Annotated in this window: 18 protein-coding genes; 11 read left to right on the top strand and 7 right to left on the bottom strand. The window is 61.5% G+C overall.

The genetic code is table 11. The annotated features are described in order from the left end of the window. Window positions 1–12: 12 nt before the first annotated feature. Window positions 13–2,724 carry a preprotein translocase subunit SecA gene (gene secA, locus ASG68_RS13490; protein WP_062581594.1) on the bottom strand — a complete coding sequence of 904 codons (2,712 nt, stop codon included), beginning with the start codon at window positions 2,722–2,724 and terminating at the stop codon, window positions 13–15. 232 nt (window positions 2,725–2,956) lie between these two features. On the opposite strand from secA, the gene ASG68_RS13485 reads away from it, so the two are divergent. The 6 genes from ASG68_RS13485 (at window position 2,957) to ASG68_RS13460 (ending at window position 7,191) form a co-directional block, all read left to right on the top strand. Then, a complete protein-coding gene (locus tag ASG68_RS13485) occupies window positions 2,957–3,817 on the top strand; it encodes a peptidylprolyl isomerase (protein ID WP_062581592.1) in 861 nt (286 codons plus the stop codon). A 137-nt stretch (window positions 3,818–3,954) separates the two neighbouring features. Further along, window positions 3,955–5,196: a bifunctional glutamate N-acetyltransferase/amino-acid acetyltransferase ArgJ gene (gene argJ, locus ASG68_RS13480; protein WP_062581644.1), complete on the top strand. Its 1,242-nt coding sequence runs from the start codon at window positions 3,955–3,957 to the stop codon at window positions 5,194–5,196. A gap of 5 nt (window positions 5,197–5,201) precedes the next feature. Continuing rightward, window positions 5,202–5,975 (top strand): GNAT family N-acetyltransferase, encoded by a 774-nt coding sequence (locus ASG68_RS13475; protein ID WP_244484224.1) that lies wholly within the window; start codon window positions 5,202–5,204, stop codon window positions 5,973–5,975. 2 nt (window positions 5,976–5,977) lie between these two features. Further along, window positions 5,978–6,391, top strand: coding sequence for an 8-oxo-dGTP diphosphatase MutT (gene mutT / locus ASG68_RS13470; RefSeq protein ID WP_062581590.1), 414 nt, complete (start codon window positions 5,978–5,980; stop codon window positions 6,389–6,391). A gap of 200 nt (window positions 6,392–6,591) precedes the next feature. Next, window positions 6,592–6,912 carry a hypothetical protein gene (locus tag ASG68_RS13465; RefSeq protein ID WP_062581588.1) on the top strand — a complete coding sequence of 107 codons (321 nt, stop codon included), beginning with the start codon at window positions 6,592–6,594 and terminating at the stop codon, window positions 6,910–6,912. 105 nt (window positions 6,913–7,017) lie between these two features. After that, a complete protein-coding gene (locus ASG68_RS13460) occupies window positions 7,018–7,191 on the top strand; it encodes a Flp family type IVb pilin (protein WP_062581586.1) in 174 nt (57 codons plus the stop codon). A gap of 3 nt (window positions 7,192–7,194) precedes the next feature. Here the strand turns inward: ASG68_RS13460 and ASG68_RS13455 are convergent, their stop codons facing one another. Then, on the bottom strand, window positions 7,195–8,088 hold the full coding sequence (locus ASG68_RS13455; protein WP_062581584.1) for a methyltransferase domain-containing protein: 894 nt from the start codon (window positions 8,086–8,088) through the stop codon (window positions 7,195–7,197). A gap of 148 nt (window positions 8,089–8,236) precedes the next feature. Here ASG68_RS13455 and ASG68_RS13450 point away from each other — a divergent pair, with 148 nt between their 5' ends. The 5 genes from ASG68_RS13450 to ASG68_RS13430 are packed head-to-tail and all read left to right on the top strand — an operon-like array spanning window position 8,237 to window position 11,156. Next, on the top strand, window positions 8,237–8,953 hold the full coding sequence (locus ASG68_RS13450; RefSeq protein ID WP_244484230.1) for a ComF family protein: 717 nt from the start codon (window positions 8,237–8,239) through the stop codon (window positions 8,951–8,953). 48 nt (window positions 8,954–9,001) lie between these two features. Further along, window positions 9,002–9,259 carry a glutaredoxin 3 gene (gene grxC / locus ASG68_RS13445; protein WP_062581581.1) on the top strand — a complete coding sequence of 86 codons (258 nt, stop codon included), beginning with the start codon at window positions 9,002–9,004 and terminating at the stop codon, window positions 9,257–9,259. A gap of 13 nt (window positions 9,260–9,272) precedes the next feature. Beyond that, complete coding sequence (locus ASG68_RS13440) at window positions 9,273–10,130, top strand: carbon-nitrogen hydrolase family protein (RefSeq protein ID WP_062581579.1); 858 nt, start codon at window positions 9,273–9,275, stop codon at window positions 10,128–10,130. Further along, window positions 10,127–10,555, top strand: coding sequence for a DUF1178 family protein (locus ASG68_RS13435; protein WP_062581577.1), 429 nt, complete (start codon window positions 10,127–10,129; stop codon window positions 10,553–10,555). The genes ASG68_RS13440 and ASG68_RS13435 overlap by 4 nt, the downstream gene beginning before the upstream one ends. A 1-nt stretch (window position 10,556) precedes the next feature. Further along, window positions 10,557–11,156: a DUF3291 domain-containing protein gene (locus ASG68_RS13430; RefSeq protein WP_244484223.1), complete on the top strand. Its 600-nt coding sequence runs from the start codon at window positions 10,557–10,559 to the stop codon at window positions 11,154–11,156. 43 nt (window positions 11,157–11,199) lie between these two features. Here the strand turns inward: ASG68_RS13430 and ASG68_RS30660 are convergent, their stop codons facing one another. Genes ASG68_RS30660 through ASG68_RS13410 form a run of 5 tightly spaced genes read right to left on the bottom strand, consistent with a single transcriptional unit; the run spans window position 11,200 to window position 13,878 of the window. Further along, complete coding sequence (locus ASG68_RS30660; RefSeq protein ID WP_082478419.1) at window positions 11,200–11,478, bottom strand: type II toxin-antitoxin system RelE/ParE family toxin; 279 nt, start codon at window positions 11,476–11,478, stop codon at window positions 11,200–11,202. Further along, window positions 11,475–11,702, bottom strand: a complete 228-nt coding sequence (locus ASG68_RS13425; RefSeq protein ID WP_062581637.1) for a hypothetical protein — start codon at window positions 11,700–11,702, stop codon at window positions 11,475–11,477. Before ASG68_RS13425 ends, ASG68_RS30660 begins: the two co-directional genes overlap by 4 nt. A 53-nt stretch (window positions 11,703–11,755) precedes the next feature. Continuing rightward, window positions 11,756–12,667: a DUF3616 domain-containing protein gene (locus ASG68_RS13420; protein ID WP_062581575.1), complete on the bottom strand. Its 912-nt coding sequence runs from the start codon at window positions 12,665–12,667 to the stop codon at window positions 11,756–11,758. A gap of 23 nt (window positions 12,668–12,690) precedes the next feature. Then, window positions 12,691–13,437 (bottom strand): bifunctional 2-polyprenyl-6-hydroxyphenol methylase/3-demethylubiquinol 3-O-methyltransferase UbiG, encoded by a 747-nt coding sequence (gene ubiG, locus ASG68_RS13415; RefSeq protein ID WP_062581566.1) that lies wholly within the window; start codon window positions 13,435–13,437, stop codon window positions 12,691–12,693. A gap of 54 nt (window positions 13,438–13,491) precedes the next feature. Then, window positions 13,492–13,878 (bottom strand): hypothetical protein, encoded by a 387-nt coding sequence (locus tag ASG68_RS13410; RefSeq protein ID WP_156373850.1) that lies wholly within the window; start codon window positions 13,876–13,878, stop codon window positions 13,492–13,494. Window positions 13,879–14,053 lie beyond the last annotated feature (175 nt).

Here is a 14,053-nt window from a genome sequence, read left to right as displayed (position 1 = left end):
TGCGTGCAGCCCTTACGCCTCGAAGGCGCCGTGGCAATGCTTGTACTTCTTGCCCGAGCCGCATGGGCAGGCCTCGTTGCGGGAGACCTTACCCCAGCTCGACGGATCCTGCGGATTGCGGTTTTCCGGCTCCACGAAGTTCAGGTTGACGCTTTCGGCGAAATCGTCCTCGCCCGTGTCCGGGTCGATGTGATGACCGACCATCTGCGGCGGCGCGGGCTGCGGCGCTTCGGCCGCTTCGCGCACGAGTTCAACGCGCATCAGTTGTGCGGTCACGGCCTGGCGCAGGTTCGCCAGGAGCGCCTGGAACAGCTCGAAGGCTTCCGACTTGTATTCCTGCAACGGATCACGCTGGGCATAGCCACGGAAGCCGATCACGGAGCGCAGGTGGTCGAGATTGACGATATGCTCGCGCCAGAGATGATCCAGCGTCTGCAGCACGACGGAGCGCTCGACATAGAGCATGATCTCCGGACCGAAACGCTCAGCGCGATCGGCGGCGGCCTTGTCGGCCTCGGCGGTAATGCGTTCGCGGATATCGCTTTCGTCGATGCCTTCCTCTGCTGCCCATTCGACAACCGGCAGGTCGAGGTTGAGCGAGTTGAGGACGTCGGTCTTGAGCCCGGTCGCATCCCACTGTTCGGCATAGGCCTTTTCCGGAATGCGCTTGGCGACGATGTCCTCGATGACCTCATGGCGCATGTCGGCGACCGTCTCGGAAATATCCGTCGCATCCATCATCTCAATGCGCTGCTCGAAGATGACCTTGCGCTGGTCGTTCAGCACGTCATCGTATTTCAGGAGATTCTTGCGTGTGTCGAAGTTGCGAGCTTCAACCTTCTTCTGGGCGCGTTCCAGCGCCTTGTTGATCCAGGGATGGACGATCGCTTCGCCTTCCTTGAGGCCGAGCTTCTGCAGCATCGAATCCATGCGGTCGGAACCGAAGATGCGCATCAGATCGTCCTGCAGCGACAGGAAGAACTTGGAGCGGCCCGGGTCGCCCTGACGGCCGGAACGGCCACGCAGCTGGTTGTCGATACGGCGGCTTTCGTGACGTTCGGTGGCCAGAACGTAGAGACCGCCAGCGGCAAGCGCGATATCCTTCAGACGCTGGACCTCGACCTTGATTGCAGCTTCCTTCTCGTCGCGCTCAGGCCCGTGTTCCATCTCGCCAAGCTCGCGGGCGATGCGCATCTCGAGGTTGCCACCGAGCTGAATGTCGGTACCACGGCCGGCCATGTTCGTCGCGATGGTGACTGCACCGGGCACACCAGCTTGCGAAACGATATACGCTTCCTGCTCGTGATAGCGTGCGTTCAGGACCTGGAAATCCTTGAAGCCTGCATCCGCCAGCATTTTTGCCAGAAGTTCGGACTTTTCGATCGAGGTCGTGCCGACCAGAACCGGCTGCTGGCGCTGCTGAGAATCCTTGATCTCGGCGATGATCGCCTTGTATTTCTCTTCCGCCGTCCGATAGACCTCGTCGTCCTCGTCGATACGCTTGATCGGCAGGTTGGTGGGTACTTCCACGACCTCGAGGCCGTAGATATTGCCGAATTCCTCGGCTTCCGTCGAAGCCGTGCCGGTCATGCCGCCGAGCTTCTTGTACATGCGGAAATAATTCTGGAAGGTGACAGAAGCCAGCGTCTGGTTTTCCGGCTGGATGGTCACCTTTTCCTTCGCCTCCAGCGCCTGGTGCTGGCCTTCCGAATAACGGCGGCCCGGCATCATGCGGCCGGTGAATTCGTCGATGATGACGATTTCGTCGTTGCGGACGATGTAGTCCTTGTCCTTTTGGAAGAGCTTGTGGGCCTTCAGGGCGTTGTTGACGTGGTGGACGATCGCGACGTTCTCGACGTCGTACAGCGTTTCGCCCTTCAGCAGGTTCGCTTCGCGCAGCAGGTTTTCGAGCTTCTCAGTACCATCCTCGGAAAAGTTGGCGGAGCGCTGCTTTTCATCGATCTCGTAATCTTCCGGCGTCAGCAGCGGAATGAACCGGTCGATGGTGTTGTAGAGTTCCGAGCGGTCGTCGAGCGGGCCGGAAATGATCAGCGGCGTGCGCGCTTCATCGACCAGGATCGAGTCGACTTCGTCGACGATCGCAAAGAAGTGACCGCGCTGGACCATCTGCCCGCGCTCGTACTTCATGTTGTCGCGCAGATAGTCGAAGCCGAGTTCGTTGTTGGTCGCGTAGGTCACGTCGCAGGCATAGGCGGCGCGGCGCTGGTCGTCGGTCAGGCCGTGGACGATAACGCCGGTGGTCATGCCGAGGAAGGAATAGATGCGGTTCATTGTCGCGCTGTCGCGCGTGGCGAGGTAATCGTTGACGGTAACGACATGTACGCCCTTGCCGGCGAGTGCGTTGAGGTAGACCGGCAGCGTTGCCACCAGCGTCTTGCCTTCACCGGTCTTCATTTCGGCGATCGACTTCTCGTGCAGGATCATGCCGCCGATCAGCTGGACGTCGAAGGGGCGCAGGCCAAGGGTACGGCGCGCGGCTTCGCGAGCAACGGCGAAAGCCGGGACGAGAAGGTCGTCCAGCGTCTTGCCATCGGCCAACTGCTTGCGGAATTCGACGGTCTTGGCTGCCAGCGCCTCATCAGAAAGCGCCTTCGTCTGTGCCTCCAGCGCGTTGATGGCATCGACCTTGGCCTTGTAGCCTTTGACGCGACGGTCATTCGAGGAGCCGAAGATTTTGCGGGCGAGGCCGCCGAGACTGACCATAAGAATGGTCCTTTCTTCTATGTCGCCAACGCGGAGGATTATCCGCGAAATACTATGAAACGCCCGGAACTGTTCTGGACGCGAGGTTGCGTGACAGATAAGAGGGGGGTCGAATTATGTCAACGGGAGTTGAGGCGCACAAAGGCTACAGAACGGCCACAATCTGATGATTGGGAACGTTTCAGGCCGGCCGTGACCACGGTTCCGGATATCCAGCGTGGAAGGTACGAGGATGTTGAAATACAAAATGCTGGCGGCGGTTGCCGTGATCGCCGTCATGGCTGCCCAGGGTCCGGCGCTCGCGCAGGATGCTGCCGATCCGGTCATCGCCAAGGTCGGCGGCGCGGAAGTCCACCAGTCGGAACTCGACCTGGCCCTGACCGGCCTTGATCCGCAGTTGGCCCAGCTTCCCGATGAGCAGAAGCGCGCGGCCGCCCTTTCCGGCCTGATCGACGTCAAGCTGCTTGCCAAGGACGCCGACAAGGAAGGCCTGCAGAACGACGAAGCCTTCAAGAAGCGCATCGCCTATCTGACCGAGCGCGAACTGCACAATGCCTATTTCAAGAAGCATGTCGTCGATGCCGTGACGGCTGATGAGGTCAAGGCCCGCTACGATGCCGAGATCGCCAAGATCCCGCCGCAGGAAGAGGTCAAGGCTCGCCACATCCTCGTCAAGACCGAAGACGAAGCCAAGGCTGTGATCAAGGATCTTGATGCCGGCAAGAATTTTGCCGACCTGGCCAAGGAAAAGTCCACCGATCCGAACAAGAGCGAGGGTGGTGATCTCGGCTACTTCACCAAGGACCGCATGGTTCCGGAATTCTCGGAAGCAGCCTTCAAGCTGGAGAAGGGCAAGTACACGGCCGTTCCGGTGAAGACCCAGTTCGGCTTCCATGTCATCCTGCTCGAAGACAAGCGCATGCAGCCGCCGCCGCCGCTCGAACAGGTCGAGCCACAGGTGAAGCAGCTCGTCATGCGCGACAAGTATATCGACCTCCTGACCAAGGCCAAGACGGAAGCCGGCGTCGATATCACCGACCCCGCGCTGAAGAAGGCCTATGACGAGGCCAACAAGGCTGAGACCGCGAACTGATGTGTCGCGACATGACCGCTCGTCTTCGGGCGGTCACGTCTTTCTGGTGTAACTGAACATCCCGGAGGCATCAGGCTCTTCGGGATTTCGTTTATTGGCCCGCTGGCCGGGCCGTCACGCTTGAGCAGGTTTTGATCATGTCCGGTTCCGTTTCTCCGCTTGCCCCGAAGTCCTTCGCCGACATGCCGCCGGTCCGCGGCGTACGCATGGCAACCGCCGCTGCCGGTATCAAGTACAAGAACCGCACGGACGTGCTGATGATGGTGTTCGACGAACCGGCCGCCGTTGCCGGTGTCTTCACCCGCTCGCGTTGCCCCTCGGCTCCCGTCGATTTCTGCCGCCAGAACCTCGCCGGCGGTATTGCCCGTGCCGTTGTCGTCAATTCCGGCAATGCCAACGCTTTTACCGGCAAGAAGGGCAAGGCAGCGACCGAACTGACGGCGCAGTCCGCCTCCGAGGCGGTCGGCTGCTCGACCGGCGAAGTCTTCCTTGCCTCGACCGGCGTTATCGGCGAGCCGCTGGATGCAACCAAATTTGCCGGCGTCCTCAAGGACATGACCACGGATGCGAAGGGCGATTTCTGGTTCGAGGCCGCCAAGGCGATCATGACCACCGATACCTATCCGAAGGTATCGACCCGCACCGCCGAAATCGGTGGCGTTACCGTCATCATCAATGGCATTGCTAAGGGTGCCGGCATGATCGCACCGGATATGGCGACGATGTTGTCCTTCGTCGTGACCGATGCGGATATCGCGCCGGAGGCGCTGCAAGTTCTCTTGTCGGAAGGTACCGGCCCGACCTTCAATTCCGTCACCGTCGACAGCGACACCTCGACCTCCGACACGCTGATGCTGTTTGCCACTGGTGCCGCGCGAGCCGACGGCCAGTCCAAGGTCACCGATGCGGCCGACCCGGCACTGTCTGGCTTCCGCGCCGCCCTCAACGAGCTTCTGCGCGATCTCGCGTTGCAGGTGGTCCGCGACGGTGAAGGTGCCCGCAAGATGGTTGCCGTGACTGTCGAGGGCGCTGAAAGCGACACGGCTGCCAAGCGCATCGGCCTGTCGATCGCCAATTCGCCGCTGGTCAAGACGGCGGTCGCCGGCGAAGACGCCAATTGGGGCCGTGTCGTGATGGCCGTCGGCAAGTCCGGCGAGATGGCGGATCGCGACCGGCTGGCGATCTGGTTCGGCGATGTGCGCGTCGCCGTCGAAGGTGAACGCGACCCGACCTATTCGGAAGCGGCGGCAACGGCCGTGATGAAGGAACAGGACATCGCCATCCGTGTCGAGATCGGTCTCGGCTCCGGCAAGGCCACGGTCTACACCTGCGATCTCACGAAGGAATATGTCGAGATCAACGGCGACTACCGGAGCTGACACGGGTGCAGGATACGATTTCGAAGGCCGATCTGCCGAATGTCCGGCGTCTCGAAGCGGTGGGCTTCCGCGCCTGGCCGGCGGCATCGGTGCAGTATGATGGCAGCTGGCTGATCCGGCTGACGGCGGGGCATGATTCCAAACGGCTCAACTCCGTCAATCCGCTCGACCCGTCCGACAGCCGCGATATCGCGATCCGGTTGGAGAAGGCCGCTCGGCGCTTTTCCGATTATGGCCGGCCGCTGACCGTGCGCCAGACGCCGCTGACGCCGCCGGAACTGATCGCCTACATGGATGAACGCCACTGGCCGGTGTTTTCCGAGACGATCGTGATGATGGCCGATATTCCGCCGAACGACACGACCGAAGCGGTCGAACATCTGCCGTTGCGCGATGTCGGCCGGTTCGTTGATGCCCGGCTGCAAATCTGTGGCGAGAGCGCCCAGGAGAAGGCGGGGCTGAGCGAGATCATCAACGCGATCAAGCCGGAATGCGGCCTGTTCCTGTTCGAATCTCCCGAGGATGGTCCGATCGCCGTGTCGCTGGCCGTCCATGACAATGATCTGGCAGGCATCCTGCAGGTCGCGGTGGCCGATGCCGTCCGGCGTCAGGGCATCGGCTCATCGATCGTCAATGCCTCGCTGCGCTGGGCGCGCCTTCGTGGCGCCCGCACCGCCTGGCTCGCCGTCGAGGCCAGCAACGAGCCGGCGATCCAGCTTTACCGGAAGTTCGGCTTCAAGGATGTCTACCGCTATTGCTACCGGCGGGCGGAGGCGTGACCATGGACGGCAAGGGTCGGAAAATTCTTCTGGTGGCCGCCTGTGCGCTTGTGGACAGCGACGGTCGCATCCTTCTGGCGCAGCGCCCCGAGGGCAAGTCGCTGGCTGGCCTCTGGGAATTTCCCGGCGGCAAGGTCGAGCCCGGTGAAACGCCGGAAGAGACGCTGATCCGCGAACTCGACGAGGAATTGGGCATCCAGACCAAGGTCGCCTGCCTGGCGCCGCTGACGTTTGCCAGCCACACCTATGACGATTTCCATCTGCTGATGCCGCTCTATGTCTGCCGTCGCTATGAAGGCACCGCCCATGGCCGCGAAGGCCAGGCGATCAAGTGGGTTCGGCCCAAGGCGCTGCGGGATTATCCGATGCCGCCGGCGGACGAGCCGCTTATCCCCTATTTGATGGATCTGCTCTGACCAAAAGGTCGGAAAATCCGATTTTATTAATCAAACATTTATCACCCTCCCGCAAGATCAGCCTCAGTTCAGTGTCGGCGTCTATGTGTTTCGGGATGTTTCCCGTAACGGGCGCCGTTTGTGTATCGGCGTGACATGATTTTGAGGCGGTGTGAGCGAACCGCCTTCAACGAAGCGCCGGCATTGTTAAGAGGCATGTGATGGTCGACGACGATTTTTGGAGAACGGTACAGGACAAGGATTTGGTGACGAGCCAGAGCCGTCGCACCGGTGCGCTCAATCTTTCGCTGTTGTTTGGTACCGCCGTCATCGCGTTGACGTTGATCCTGACGCCGATGCTGTCCTCGAAGAATGACAACAAGGTGCTCGCCGACGCGCCGATCGACTACGACAATATCAAGACGGGCTCGATCCCGAGCAATACGCCGACCAAGCGCTATACCGTGCGCCGGAGCGTGCTGCAGGAAATGCCCGGCGCCGTCTGCATCATCGACGGCAATGGAAGCAAGAGCGGCTGCTGATCTCTCGGTCTGGCGGGTCGCATCCTTGCGACCCGCTCCGGTTTCTCGGCCCGAACGATTTTATGCGCAGGCCGGAGCGGCTTGCGCTGGACAGGCTGGGAGCCCATGAAGACACTGGTCCGCTTTCTCAACGTCAAATCGGGTGCAACAGCGGTCGAATACGGCCTTCTGGCCAGCCTCATATCGGTTGGCATGATCGTCGGCCTTGGCGGCTTCTCAGATTCGCTTGTGACGGTTCTGGACAAGATCACCACCGCCATCACCACCGCGCCGAACTGATCCCTAGCTTTTATCATCTTTCAGCGGCAGTTCCCGCGTGCTCAGCGCATCGGACAGGCGTTGCTTCGCCGATCCCGGTTTCAGCGGCTTCTGCTGGCTTTCGTGCGGCGCCCAGCCGGAGATATAGATGATCGAGAAGGTCGCCCGGATGCGGCCATCGGGATCGCCAAAGCGCTCGGCGTAGAGTTCTGCCGCCCTCAGGAAGAATTTCCGCGTCAACGGCTTGCGGCTGCGGGCCGCAAGCGGATTGGTCATGCCCATCGACCGCAGATCCTTCAAGAGCGAGAACAGCGAGGCGTAGCGTACCGTGTAGGTTTCGGTGTCGGCGACCGGCAGGGTGAAGCCGGCGCGTTGCAGGAGGGCGCCGATATCGCGGACATCCGCGAAGGGAATGACGCGGGGACTGGCGCCACCGGTCATCTCGCTTTCGGCGGCGAGCAGCACCTCGCGCAGTTCCTGCAACGTGCCGCTGCCGGGGATTGCGGCGAGGAAGAGACCGTCCGGTTTCAATGCGCGGCGCACCTGGATGAAGACGCCGGGTGTGTCGTTGGTCAGGTGCAGCGACAGCGGAGAGAGGATCAGGTTCACCGATTCCGGCGCTAGCGGTACGGTTTCGAGCGGGGAGGCGGACACGGGCACGTCGCCGGAGGCAAAGGCCTCATCCGTCTCGACGCGCTGGATGTTCGTGACCTTGCCGCTTTCGGCAATGAAGCGCGCGGCGACGCCGGTATAGCCGTGCAGTTCGACGCCGGTGTCGAAATGGCGCTCGACGACATCAAGCCGTTCGGCCAGCTCCCGGGCGGCGATTTCGAGCAGAAATTCGGCCTTGGGGTCACTGTTGCGCAAGGCCCGCTTGCGGCGGGCTTCGATGAGCGTCTGGTCGAAAACGATATCCACGGCACGGTTTCCCAAAAATTCTGATCGCCCAAAAATCTGATCGCAATGAAACCCGGCTGGCCGTAAAGTCAACCTCATGAGCGCAGAGGGGGCCGAAAATCCGGTACGGCGAGTGGTCGATGGCCTGACCGGGAGCTTTCGCGGCCTGATGGCGGCTGCGGTGGATGCGGTCTATCCGCCGGTCTGCAGTGGCTGCGGCCGGATGGTTGGCCAGCATCGCGGGGTCTGTCCTTCCTGCTGGGCGACGCTCCGGCTGATCGAACGGCCCTATTGCGAAGTCCTAGGCCTGCCATTCTCCCATGATCTTGGCGCCGGCATCCTGTCCGCCGATGCGATCGCCAACCCGCCGGTGTTCGAGCGGTTGCGTTCCGTTGCCATTCATGACGGCATCGCCCGATCCCTCGTCCACGGCCTGAAATATCGGGATCGAACCGATCTGGCGGTGATGATGGCCGACTGGATGATCCGGGCCAGCGACGGCCATGTCGCGGCCTGCGATGCCATCCTGCCTATTCCGCTGCATGCATTTCGTCTATGGGGCCGCAAGTTCAACCAATCCGCAGAACTCGCCCGGGCTATCGCGAGGCGTGCGGGCAAGCCTTATTTGCCAACGGCGCTGATCCGCACCAAACGCACGGTCCAGCAGGTGGGGCTCGGGGCAACCCAGCGCCAGGACAATGTGCGCGGCGCCTTTGCCGTCACCGAGGCGGGCAAGTCGGCTTTGTTCGGCAAGCGGATCGTTCTCGTCGATGACGTCTACACGACAGGAGCCACGGTTTCGGCGGCGACGCGGGCACTGAAGAAGGCCGGTGCCGCGGATGTGACGGTTTTAACCTTTGCAAGAGCGATGTCCGGTCTTATATGACTTTCAAGACGTGCCGGCACAGGGCCGGCCAGAGAACAGGTCAAGACTATGGCTTCGGTCGTTATTTATACCCGTCAGTTCTGCGGATATTGTTCCGCGGCCAAGAAACTTCTGGAAACCAAGGGCGTAACCTTCGAGGAGCATGACGCGACCTATGCGCCTGATGTTCGCCAGAAGATGATCGAGCGGTCGAACGGTGGCACCACCTTCCCGCAGATCTTCATCAACAATATTCACGTCGGTGGCTGCGACGACCTGCATGCGCTGGAGCGTGCCGGCAAGCTGGACGACATGCTCGCCGCATAAGGAGACGCTTCTGATGACGTTCAAGGCCGCCGCGGTCCAGATGTGCTCGGGCGTTGATGTTGCCCGCAATGCCGAGGCCATGGCGCGGCTGGTGCGCGAGGCGGCGGGGCAGGGTGCCACCTATGTGCAGACGCCGGAAATGACCGGCGCCCTGCAGCGTGACCGCGCGGCGATGCGGGCGGCCTTGCGCGACGAGGGGTCCGACCTGATCGTCGCCACCGCCTCCGGTCTTGCGGCCGAGCTCGGCATCCACCTGCATGTCGGCTCGACGGCGATTGGTCTGGCTGACGGCAAAATCGCTAATCGCGGTTTCCTGTTCGGTCCCGATGGCCGTAAGATCAGCCATTACGACAAGATCCACATGTTCGATGTCGATCTCGACAATGGCGAGAGCTGGCGGGAAAGCGCCGCCTATACACCGGGCGGCACCGCAAAGCTTGTCAACCTGCCGTTCGCCAAGCTCGGCTGTGCCATCTGCTACGACGTCCGTTTCCCCGAACTCTTCCGCGCGCAGGCTACGGCCGGGGTGCAGGTCATGTCGATCCCGGCGGCCTTTACGCGCCAGACCGGCGAGGCTCATTGGGAAATCCTGCTCAGGGCACGCGCCATCGAGAACGGCATGTTCGTTATCGCCGCCGCGCAGGCCGGCTTGCATGAGGATGGTCGTGAAACCTTCGGCCATTCGATGATCGTCGATCCCTGGGGTGTTTTGCTGGCATCCGCCGGCGGGACCGGCGAGGGTGTCGTGACCGCCGATATCGATGTCGCCGCCGTTGCGGCGGCGCGCGCGAAGATTCCGAACCTAAAGAATGGCCGGGCATTCTCACTGGAGGAGGTGTCGCCGGATGCTTCCGGGGACGTGGCCGCTTGATCAAATACACGCTTGCCTGTGACAACGGCCATTCCTTCGAAGGATGGTTTTCCTCGAGCACCGATTTCGATCGCCAGGCGGATCTCGGGCTCGTTTCCTGTCCGGCCTGCGGCTCTGTCTCCATCGGCAAGGAACTGATGGCGCCTTCGGTCTCCACCGCCCGCAAGAAGGACGCGGCCAAGGTGTTGATGATGGACCAGGCCCGCAAGGAGGCCGTTTCCAAGATCCGCGAGCTGGTGACCTCGATCCGCGAGAATGCTGAGGATGTCGGCACCAAGTTTCCGGAAGAGGCACGCAAGATTCACTACGGTGAGGCGGAGCAGCGCGGGCTGATCGGCCAGGCGACGGTGGAAGAGGCCCGCGAACTTCTAGACGAGGGCATCGAGATCGCGCCGCTGCCGGTCCTGCCGGATGATGTGAACTGACATGGCGGCCGCCGGATCACCTCCGACAGGTGCGCGTCTGGCCATGTACAATTTCGGCCTGCATGTCGGCTCCGACGGTGATCCCCGCGTCGAGGGCTTTGTTTCCCGGGAACCCGCCAATTTCGAGGCTGCCAAGCGCGCCGCCGGCTTTGTCGGCCGGTCCGGCTATCGCGGCGTTCCGGGGCCGCGCAGCTGGGGCCGGCAGGTCTTTCCCCGCTTCATCGACGGCAGCGGTTTCGACAGCGGGCCATCGTCACTTTCATTGTGGGCCGATATCGAATCGCTGATGGCCTTTGCCTATAACGGTGTCCATGCCGATGCGCTGAAGCATGCCCGCAACTGGAATATCAAGCCGAACTGGCCACCGCTCGTTCTCTGGTGGGTGGATGCGCCTCGTCTGCCCGACTGGTCCGATGGCGTCGAGCGGCTGGAATATCTCCACGATCACGGACCGTCGCCAAAAGCCTTCACGTTCAAGGAACCCTTCACCGCGACTGGCGAAGCCTATGCCATCGACCGGGAAAAGGTCCGGCAGCTGGCGGAAAGCAACCGGGAAGGGCAACAGGACCTTCTGGCGCATGTGCTTTCGCTGAAAGTGTAGCATTGGGGCGAGGGGCGGGGATGATTGGGTGACGCCGTGTTGTTCAGCGCACGGGGCGACGCGCCGTATGACGGAATCGCAAGACAACGATTTCGTCATCGCCAGCGTGATAATCGATCAGGTAGGGATACGGTATCAGGAAGATGCGGCGTACACGAGGGAGGCTCGTTCTGACGCCGGTATGGGGATGACTTTGCAGAAGCGCCAAGACAACTGATATGCGGGCGGCAACCTTAGCGGCTCCCTGAGGCGAACGTTTCGCAATATGGCCCAGCGCCTCATCGATCTGCTGAAGCGCATGTTTCCCGTACCGCAGCTTCACAGGCGGTATTTGGTCAAGACGGTTCGAACCTCGTCGTCCGTAGCGAATTCCCCTCGTACCATCTCTTTCTGGGCTTCGATGAGATCGCCTTCCTCTTCCGGCGACAATTCGATGACCCGCTCGTCATCACCTGCATAAGACAGCATGATGCGGGCGATATCGTCCTGCATTTCCGGGGGCAGGTTTCGTGCGGTGGCGACCGCTTTTTCGAGGAGTTCTGTCATCTGTCTAATATGGCTGCGATTGACCGACAAAGAAAGGCGAAACTGCGAGATTTTCAGTAACGCATCTCCACGCTCCGAAACCGGCGCTTCTTCTTCTTGAGGTCGGTTTCATTCCTTTCGCCACGGTCGTCGCTGAGGATCTGGACGATGCGCTCTTCCGGATAGGGGATGAGGGCTTCGGCAGTGAAATCACCGGGTAGCTCAAGAGGCAGCTGGATTGTGTCGGCAGCCTTCCCGTCCCAGTGGTGGAGCGAGAACTTGCCGTTCCGGTCGATTTCCTCGTCCCCGTTCGGGGAGGTACCGGCGAGGATGAAGTAGACGGGCGGGTTCAGGCCGGTCCAGTCGATGCTGCGGATGCCGTTGCCCTTGAGGTCGATGAGGTGCAGGTCTCCGAAAATCGGTTGCCGACCAAGCTCGGTAACGCCGATCGGGTTCTTCAGGCGCAGCACATAAGCCTTGCCGTCCTTCAGCGGCGCACGGAAACCGATTAGCAGGTCGCCTTCCGGCGAGCCAGCAAGGCCCTCGATATTGATGTCGCGGCCCTTGATGTCCAGTTCCCGCTTCAGATGACGGCGCAGCTTGAGGAACGGCTCTCCGGTCGCGACGAGGGTGGGGCCGTCGATCGTATGGACAATGCGGGAGGCGACGAGGACCGATCGGTCTTTCGCATTGCCGTTACCGCCGGGACGGGAAAAGGAACTGATCCAGTAGACCCGGTCGCCGATGCGGGCAGCGGCCTCGATATCCGATTTCGGCTGGCCGATGAATTTGCGGAATTTGATCGGGCCCAGTGAATTGCGCTGGCCGCGGCGATAGAGCTGAAACGTATTGGTCTCATCGCTGGCAACGACGAAATGGTCGTCGTCGAGGGCAACGGCGGCGGAGGCTTCGCAGATGCCGATATAGGTCAGAGGTTCCGGCGGTGGCTGCTTGATCGGGAAAATGCTGAAGGATGGAGGTTTCATCGGCATTCTCCCCGTCGAAATGATCAGGCCGGCCGTTTGGCGACGATCATGTAGTTGACGTCCATGTCCTTCGACAGGTTCCACTGGTTTGCGAGCGGGTTGAAGAAGACGCCGGTGCGGTCGGTGACCGACATGCCGCTGGCCGTGATCGGCTTTTCCAGTTCTTCCGGGCGGACCAGCTTTTCGTATTGATGCGTGCCGCGCGGCAGCCAGCGCAGCACGTTTTCGGCGGCGAAGATGGCAAGGGCGGCGGCCTTGACCGTGCGGTTGATGGTGGCGACGAACATCATGCCGCCGGGGCGCACCATGGAGGCGCAGGTGGACATGAAGAACTCGACATCCGCGACATGCTCGACGACTTCCATGTTGAGGACGACGTCGAAGGTCTCGCCGGCCTCGGCAAGCGATTCTGCCGTGACGGCGCGGTAATCGACCGGGACGCCGCTGCCGCTCGCATGGGTTTTGGCGATCATGATATTCTTTTCCGATGCATCTGCACCGACGACATCGGCGCCCATGCGGGCCATCGGTTCGGACAAGAGCCCGCCGCCGCAGCCGATATCGAGGAAACGCAGGCCCGTCAGCGGTTGCTGCGCCTTGGCGTCACGGCCGAAATTCTCCGAGACGCGGTCACGGATATAGGTGAGCCGGACCGGATTGAACTTGTGCAACGGGCGGAACTTGCCCTTGGGATCCCACCACTCGGCAGCCATCGCGGAAAAGCGGTCGACCTCGGTCTGATCGATGGTGGTGCGGGCTTGTTCGCTCATGGCCGGAACTCCTCGGGACTGTCGCTTTTGAAGTCGGACGATCGGGCGCGAAAGTCAAGGGTTCGCTGTGTCGCGGGGCGGCTGGCGCCCTTTCAGATAGCGGTCGTACGTTCGCAGGGTCTCGTCGGGATGGGCGATCAGGTATCTGTTGAGATTGTCGAGGCGCCTGGAGTAAGCGGCGAAGGTTTTTGCGTCTGCGGTCGCGATACATTGCGGCAGTTTTGCGCAGGCCTTGCCGGAGAGGCCGAGTTCCCGCTGGATCCGGACCTTGCGGTCCTGATGGGCAGAGACCAGCATCTCGCCGGTGCAGGCGCGGTCGCGGCGGCATTTGCGAACCGGGCAATGCTGCCAGATTCCGTGCATGGTCTGGACGCAGCGGCACTGGCGTTCGTGATCGGCGGCGATGCGCTTTTCATAGTCGGTCAGATCGAGTTTCGGCATGGTCTGCTCCATGGGTGATCGGGGGACAGCCGTGCGCCTTCACGCGGCGTGTTTCGCCCGTGGTTTGAAGTGAGAACTCGGCCGGGACACATCGAGTGCCTGATTGAGTTGGTAAGTAAATGACACGCGATGTGTCCCGTCTCGGTGGTTTTTACCTGCAATTCCGGTTTCTCTG

Origin of the sequence: Rhizobium sp. Leaf453 (assembly GCF_001425605.1) — a bacterium.
Taxonomy (GTDB): Bacteria; Pseudomonadota; Alphaproteobacteria; order Rhizobiales; family Rhizobiaceae; genus Pararhizobium.
Note: the sequence above shows the minus strand (reverse complement) of the source record. Positions and strands in the feature narration are given on the sequence as shown.